The sequence below is a fragment of the Lentzea sp. NPDC005914 genome, from assembly GCF_040629405.1.
Lineage (GTDB): Bacteria > Actinomycetota > Actinomycetes > Mycobacteriales > Pseudonocardiaceae > Lentzea.
The window spans coordinates 116,163-123,662 of sequence record NZ_JBEXVQ010000031.1 but is presented as its reverse complement, the minus strand read 5'-3'; the positions used below and the strand labels follow the sequence as shown (position 1 = coordinate 123,662).

General features: G+C 70.9%; 6 protein-coding genes. 4 read left to right on the top strand and 2 right to left on the bottom strand.

Going from position 1 to position 7,500, the window contains the following annotated elements; genetic code table 11:
• Positions 1-154 precede the first annotated feature (154 nt).
• Positions 155-1,264: a sulfite oxidase gene (locus tag ABZ345_RS34800; RefSeq protein ID WP_359858407.1), complete on the top strand. Its 1,110-nt coding sequence runs from the start codon at positions 155-157 to the stop codon at positions 1,262-1,264.
• On the opposite strand, the gene ABZ345_RS34795 is transcribed toward ABZ345_RS34800, so the two are convergent.
• On the bottom strand, positions 1,261-2,244 hold the full coding sequence (locus ABZ345_RS34795; protein ID WP_359858404.1) for a LacI family DNA-binding transcriptional regulator: 984 nt from the start codon (positions 2,242-2,244) through the stop codon (positions 1,261-1,263). The two genes, ABZ345_RS34800 and ABZ345_RS34795, sit on opposite strands and share 4 nt — an antisense overlap.
• A 72-nt stretch (positions 2,245-2,316) precedes the next feature.
• On the opposite strand from ABZ345_RS34795, the gene ABZ345_RS34790 reads away from it, so the two are divergent.
• The 3 genes from ABZ345_RS34790 (at position 2,317) to ABZ345_RS34780 (ending at position 6,524) form a co-directional block, all read left to right on the top strand.
• On the top strand, positions 2,317-3,510 hold the full coding sequence (locus ABZ345_RS34790; protein ID WP_359858401.1) for an MFS transporter: 1,194 nt from the start codon (positions 2,317-2,319) through the stop codon (positions 3,508-3,510).
• Positions 3,507-5,084, top strand: coding sequence for an MFS transporter (locus ABZ345_RS34785; protein WP_359858398.1), 1,578 nt, complete (start codon positions 3,507-3,509; stop codon positions 5,082-5,084). Before ABZ345_RS34790 ends, ABZ345_RS34785 begins: the two co-directional genes overlap by 4 nt.
• A 99-nt stretch (positions 5,085-5,183) precedes the next feature.
• Positions 5,184-6,524 carry a collagenase gene (locus ABZ345_RS34780; protein WP_359858396.1) on the top strand — a complete coding sequence of 447 codons (1,341 nt, stop codon included), beginning with the start codon at positions 5,184-5,186 and terminating at the stop codon, positions 6,522-6,524.
• Here ABZ345_RS34780 and ABZ345_RS34775 read toward each other — a convergent pair.
• Positions 6,511-7,452: a LysR family transcriptional regulator gene (locus ABZ345_RS34775; protein ID WP_359858393.1), complete on the bottom strand. Its 942-nt coding sequence runs from the start codon at positions 7,450-7,452 to the stop codon at positions 6,511-6,513. The genes ABZ345_RS34780 and ABZ345_RS34775 overlap by 14 nt on opposite strands.
• Positions 7,453-7,500 lie beyond the last annotated feature (48 nt).

The following is a 7,500-nucleotide window of genomic DNA, read 5'->3' as shown; positions in this document are numbered from 1 at the left end:
ACCCCGCGACCATCCCGCAACCCGGCCCTGTCCAGGTCAGACTGCTCGACCTTCTTGCCGTCGACCCAACACAACCACCATGATCAACAAATCCCCATTCCCGGGACCATCTCACTCATCACCATGTGCGAAAGACGGGGCTAGCGTTGATCGCATGATCTCTCGGCGCGGCGTGCTGATCGCGGCAGGACTCACGGTGCTACCTTCCCGTGCTGTGGCGTCAGCGGCTCCTTCGATCGTGAAGCCGTTGCCAGACACGGACTTCATCGTGCGCGGCACCAACGCGGAGACGCGCTGGGAGGCCCTGCGCTCCACCGGATCGCTGACGCCGGTGCCGAAGTTCTTCGTGCGCAACCACACTTCGACGCCCGTCCTGGACGTGGCCTCGTGGCGGCTGCGGATTCACGGTTCCGGCGTCTCGCGGCCGTTGTCGTTGTCGCTGCGGGACTTGCGGGCTTTGCCGTCCTGCTCGGTAGAAACGGTGATCGAGTGCGCCGGCAACGGGCGGAGTTTCTACTCCTCGCAGCAAGGGCAGAGCGTGGCCGGTACACCGTGGACCCTCGGCGCGGTCGGGAACGCCCGGTGGCGCGGGGTGCCGCTGTCGGTGCTGTTGCGGCTGGCCGGGATTCGGCGGTCCGCTCTGGACGTGATGCCCGCCGGACTGGACGCCGAGTACGTGACGGGCGGGGTGAACCTCGGGCGGGTGCGCCGGCCGTTGCCCGTGTCGAAGGCGTTGGACGACGTGCTGGTCGCGTACGAGATGAACGGTGAGGATCTGCCCGTGGACCACGGGTTCCCGGCCCGGCTGGTGGTGCCGGGGTGGGTCGGGATCGCGAGCATCAAGTGGCTGGGGTCGCTGGAGGTCTCCGAGACGCCGCTGCACTCGCCCTGGGACACGGACTTCTACCGGCTGCTCGGGCCCTCGTACCCGGCGGACGGGACGCTGGTGACCACGCAGGTGGCCAAGAGCGCGTTCGAGCTCGGGTTCGGTGCGACCGTCGCGGCGGGTCGTCAGGTGCTGACCGGGCGTTCGTGGGCTCCTGGCGGGGTACGGCGGGTGTCGGTGTCCACGGACGGGCGGACGTGGCGGCGAGCCACTCCGGTGTCACGCGGCGGCTGGTCCCGGTGGCAGATCCCGTGGCAGGCGACACCGGGGTCGCACGTGCTGCGGGCGCGGGCCGACGACCAGCCGGACGAGGCGCCGTACAACACGCAGGGCTACCTGTTCGGAGCCGTGGTCAAGCATCCCGTGACGGCGGTCTAAGCACTTTCGCGCACGACGAGCGTGGACGGGAAGAACGTCACCGGGTCACCGCAGTCGCGGTCGAGGACGGCACGCGCCGCCGCCGCGGCGATGTCCTCCACCGGGTGCGTGGACGTGGTGAGCGCCGGACGGCTCAGGCAGGCGAACGCGATGTCGTCGAACCCGGCGACCGCCACGTCCCCCGGAACCTCGACGCCGAGCGCGTGCAGTCCGTCGAGGACACCGAGCGCGGTGAGGTCGCTGAGGGCGAACACCGCGTCGGTGTCCGGCCAGAGCGTCATGATCTCCGCCGCGGCCTTCGCACCGCGGGCCGCCGTGAAGTCGCCGGGAACGACCCTGGTCTCGCCGCCGCTGTCGCGCATCACCCGCCGGTAGGCCTCGACGGCGCGGTCGCCGCACGGTAGCCAGGGCGGGCCGGTGACCATCGCGATCCGGCGTCGGCCGGTGCTCACCAGGTGGCGCACGACCCCGTCGGTGCCGGTGCGGTTGTCCACGTCGAACGACGGCACGTCGCGCGTGCCCACCCCGATCGCGGCGACCCGGCCGAGCAGGGATCGCGGCACGGTCTCCAGGGCCGGTCGCGTCGGGTTGACCACGACCAGCCCGCCGAGCCCTCGGCTGCCTGCCAGGCCGGCGAGGGTGAGCGGGGCGCTCAGCGGCACCCAGTGCAGCGAGACGCCGACTTCGCGTTCGGCGGCGATGTGCGCGGCCGTGGTCAGGACGCGGCCCACGTACGGATCGTCGAGCACGGCGGCGGTGCTGCCGATGACGGCGATGGCGAGGCGGGTGCCGCTGCGGGAAGCCAGCGCGCGGGCGGCGGCGTCCGGGACGTAACCCAGCTCGGCCACGGCCGTGGCGACCCGATCGCGCGCCCGTGCCGATGCCGGGCCCTGACCTGTGACCACACGTGAGGCGGTCGCCCGTGACACGCCGGCGGCCCGTGCCACGTCATCCAGCGTCGCGCTGCGTTGTCCCCTCATCTCGTCAGTATTGCCGTGGAAGCGCTTCCACGTGTGGGGTATGTACTTTGTGTATCGAGAAAGGAGACCAGAATGCCGGTCACGGTGCCACGCAACGAGGTCCGAGCCGCCGCGGCGGGGGTGGCGGTCACCTTCGGGCTCAACGGCGTCGCCGTGGCGACCTGGTTCGCCCGCGTGCCCGCCGCCCGTGACGCGCTCGGCCTGTCCGCGGGGGCGTTGGGGTTGCTGCTGCTGTCGATGTCGCTGGGTGCGTTCCTGGCGATGCTCACCGCGGGGGAGGTCACGCATCGGCTCGGGGCCCGGCGCACGGTGTGCCTGTCGGCGGTGGTGGTCTCGACGGGGCTCGCCGTGGCGGGCGTGGGGATCGGAGCCTTCCCGTCGGTGGCGCTCACGGCGATCGGGATCTTCGTGCTCGGCTACGGCTCGGGCACCTGTGACGTGGCGATGAACGTCGAGGCCGCGGAGGTGGAGCGCGCGCTCGGGCGAACGGTGATGCCGCGCTTCCACGCCATGTGGAGCCTCGGCACGGTCGCCGCCGCCGGGCTCGCGTCCCTGGCGGCGTGGGCGGTCCTGCCGGTGACCGCGCACCTGGCAGGGGTGGCCGTGGTGGTCGCGGCCGGAACGCTGGTGGCGGCGCGGACGTACGGGCTCGGAGGCGAGGCGGAGCACGGTCGCGGCAGCGGGGTGCTGGCGGCGTGGCGGGAGCCTCGCACGTTGCTGATCGGGCTGCTCGTGCTGGTGCTGGCGTTCACCGAGGGCACCGCGAACGACTGGGTGGCGGTGGCGTTCATCGACGGGCACTCGTTCGACCCGGCGGCGGGTGCGGTGGTGTTCGGCGTGTTCGTCACGACGATGACGTTCGGCCGGATCGCCGGGACGATCGCGCTGGACCGGTGGGGCCGGGTGCCGGTGCTCGTGATCACGATGCTGGTAGCGGCCACCGGCGTGGCGCTGGCGGTGTTCGGCGGGCATCCGGTCGTGGCGGTCGCCGGTGTCGCCGTGTGGGGGCTGGGTACCGCGCTGGGCTTCCCGGTCGGGATGAGCGCCGCCGCGGACGACCCGGCGCACGCGGCCGCTCGCGTGAGCGTCGTCGCGGTCATCGGCTACACCGCGTTTCTCGCCGGTCCGCCGCTGGTCGGGCTGCTGGGCGATCACGTCGGGGTGTTGCGGGCGCTGCTGGTGGTGCCGCTGTTGTTGCTGCCGGCGCTGGCGCTCGTGCCCGCCCTGCGGCGTCCTGCCGCCGGAGGTGTGAAGATCGAGCGGTGACAGTCTCCGCGTGGGCACCCCTGCGCCGCAGTGCCTTCCGGGCGCTGTGGTTCGCCCAGTTCGCCTCCAACATCGGCACGTGGGCCCAGACGGTCGGCGCCCAGTGGCTCATGGGCGACCTCGGCGGCTCCGCGCTGCAGGTCGCGCTCGTCCAGACGGCCACGACGCTGCCGGTCTTCCTGCTGGTCGTGCCGTCGGGAGCGCTCGGCGACATCCTCGACCGGCGGCACGTGCTGATCTCCGGTCAGGCGCTGATGCTGGCGGGCGCGGCGGGGCTGATGCTGCTCGCGGGCACCGACCGGGCCACGCCGTCGAGCCTTCTCGGGTTGCTGGCGCTGATGGCGATCGGGCAGGCGTTGTCGATGCCGTCGTTCCAGGCGATCCAGCCGGAACTGGTGTCGCGCGAGGAGATCCCGCAGGCCGCGCTGCTCAACGGCGTCAACATGAACGTCGGCCGCGCGATCGGGCCCGCGCTCGGCGGGTTGCTGATCGCGCTGGCGGGACCGGAGGCGACGTTCGCGTTCAACACCGTGTCGTTCCTCGGCGTGCTGATCGTGCTGGCGCGGTGGAAGAGGCCGTCGGACCACCGTCCACTCGGGACCGAGCACATCACCACGGCGGTCAGGACCGGGGCGCGGTACGTGGCCAGCTCGCCGATGTTCCGGCGGGTGCTGGTGCGCCTCCTGGTGTTCATCGTGTTCGGCAGCGGGTTGTGGGCGTTGCTCCCGGCCATCGCGCGCGGGCCGTTGCAGCTGGACGCCAGCGGGTACGGCGTGTTGCTCGGCAGTGTGGGGACGGGGGCGATCTGCGGCGCGTTCGTCGTGCCGAAGTTGTTGCAGCGCATGAGCAAGAACCGGCTGGTGCTGTTCGCGACGTGGCTCTACGCGGCGGCGACGAGTGTCGCTGTGCTGACGGAGAACTTCGCGCTGGTGATCGTGGCGATGCTGCTGACCGGAGCGTGCTGGATCGCGACGCTGTCGACGTTCAACGCCACCGCGCAGGTGCTGCTGCCGTCGTGGACCCGCGCTCGCGCACTCGCCTACTACCAGCTGATCCTCATGGGCGGGCAGGCGCTGGGCGCGGTCGTGTGGGGTGCGATCGCGGACGCTTACGACCTCCGGGTCGCCATGATCGTGCCCGCGGTCGCGATGGCGGTGCTCGTGCTGGCGGCGACGAAGTGGTTGCCGCTGCTGGACCGGCTGCTCGACGTCAGCCCCGCGACCTACTGGGACGCGCCGCCGGAGATCGGCGACACCGACGCCGGGCCGGTGCTGGTGACCGTCGAGTGGCCGGTGGCGAAGGAGAACGAGGACGAGTTCATCGACGCCATGCAGAAGGTCGGCAGGGCTCGCAGGCGTACCGGCGCGACGATGTGGGGGCTGTTCCGCGACACCGAGAGGCCCGAGACGTTCCTCGAGACGTTCACGGTGGCGACGTGGCAGGAGCACCTCAGGCAGCACATCGAGCGCGGCACGGTCGTGGACCAGGAGAACCAGGAGGCCGCGCGCGCACTGGCCAAGGGTGACGCGCTGGTGCGGCACCTGCTGTTCGCGGAACCGGCCAAGCCGGAGTGACGCCTCCCATAGCGGCGAGCTATGAGCGGAAGGGATGTTCGCGGGCCATCGGGCGGTGTGACGCTCCTGAGCACCTCACATCCCCTGCGGAGGACACCGATGCGATTAGCTGCCCTTGTCCTGGCCCTGCTCGCCGGACTCCTGATGCCCGTCACGGCACACGCTTCCGTGGTCGCGGGCTCACCGAACAGCCCCCTGCTGCCACCCGAGGTCGCCAGGAACATCCTGCACCCGGCGCCCGAGAACACCATCCAGGCCGCGGCCGTCACCGACTACCCGGCCGAACTGCGCGCGCTGACCCGCGTGCTCGACAACTACACCAGCGCCGACGACGCCACCGTGCACGCCGGCATGATCATGCTCTACTACGGCCACGGCTCCCCGGAGTTCCTGCCCGCGGTGAAGGCCGAGCCGGAGATCCTGCGGGCGCTGCGCCGGTTCGTGGTGCGGCACCTGGATCTCTTCGGCACCGGCCGCGCCTACCTCGTCACCAACGCGACCCGCGAGCTCGGCAGGTTCTTGCAGCACAAGGACATCGCGCCGTTGGTCCGCCCCTTGCTCGTGGACCTCGCGAGTCGCGGTGACGTCGTCGGCCGGCTCGCACCGATGTGGGTCGGCGTGGCCGAGATGGTCGACTGGTACGACAAGGCGAACTGCCGTCGTTACGGCACCTGCGACTTCCGCGCGACGATCGACCGCCGGGTCCTCACCGTCCGGCACACCTGCAGCGCGACGCTGAAGATCCGCGCCCAGCAGCTGACACGGGCACAACTCCGCCAGACGTGCAGCTCGCTGGCCGCTCAGGACGCCGTCTTCCACGGGCTGGTGCACGACCCGGGACCTGTTGCCGGCGACCAGAACACGTCGCTCGAAGTGGTCGTTTTCAACACCGGCAACGACTATCGGACGTACGCCGGGGTCCTGTTCGACATCTCCACCAACAACGGCGGCATGTACCTCGAAGGCGACCCGGCGAAGAACCAGGCCCGGTTCATCGCGCACGAGGCCGACTGGCTGCCGGCGTTCGCGATCTGGAACCTCAACCACGAGTACACCCACTACCTCGACGGCCGGTTCGACATGCACGGCGACTTCGACGAGAACATGACCACGCCGACCGTGTGGTGGGTCGAGGGCTTCGCCGAGTACGTGTCCTACACCTACCGCCACGAGGTCTACGCCGACGCGCTGGCCGAGGCGAAGAAGCAGACGTACGCGTTGAGCGCGCTCTTCGACACCACGTACGACCACGACACGAAACGTGTCTACAACTGGGGCTATCTCGCGGTCAGGTATCTGGTCGAGAAGCACCCGGAGGACGTGGCGGCGGTCCTGACGAAGTACCGGGTGGGCGACTGGGCGGGTGCCCGCGACCAGGTGACCAGGGTGATCGGGACGCGCTACGACAGCGACTGGTACTCGTGGCTCAGTTCGCTGTGAACGTGGAACCCTTCTCTTCCCACCACGGCCGGAACACCTCGCTCGCCAGCGCCTGTTCCGAATAAGCGCCCAGCACCTCGGCGAACACGCGGCTGGCCTGCTCCCAGGTCAGCCGCTCCCGCCGCCACGCGAACACCAGCCGCATCCGCATCGGCGCCCCCGCCAGCGGCCGGACCGCCACCCCGGGCCCACCCTGCGACGTCGGCTCCACCAGTTGCACCGCCTTGCCCGCTGCGATCAGCTGGCGTCCGGCCCCGCTCGGCACCTCGAACCGGATCCGCGGCACGAACCCCGCCGCCCGGCACGCCGCCCGAAGCGTCGTCAACGACCCGTCCTCAGCCCCAGGAGGCCCCACCCACGCCTCGCCGGCCAGGTCCGCAAGGTCCACCTCAGCCCCGGCCGCAAGCCGATGACCTGCGGGAAGAGCGATGTACACCGGAACCCACGGCACCACGATCCGCTGCCCGACCCCGCGCGGCAGCCCCAGGTCGCCCTCCTCGTCGACCGCGATCACCGCCGCGTCCAGGTGCCCGTTCGCCAACGCCAGCGCCAGCCCGGTCGACGACGGGTCGACCACCAGCGTCACGTCGTCCAGCGCCTCTTCCAACCGCGAGAAGAGCGCCGCCACGCACTCCATGTGCACCGACCCGAACCGGATCGGCCCACCCCGCCCGGCCATGTCCGAACCGAACGCCTCGAACTCCACCAGCAACAACCGGGCCCGCTGCAGCATCTGCGCGCCCAGCGCGGTAGGAACGGCACCGGAGCGGCCGCGGTCGAACAGCTTGCCGCCGACCAGGCGCTCGACCCGTTGCAGCAACGTCGTCAGAGATGGTTGTGAGATGCCCAGCTGGGTCGCCGCGCGCGAGAGGCTGCCCGCGTCGCCGATGGCGCAGACGGCTCGCAGGTGCCGGATCTCCAGTTCCATAGGCTGAGGCTATCCCCGATCTGGATTGGCGGGCTCCCGCCGTTCGCA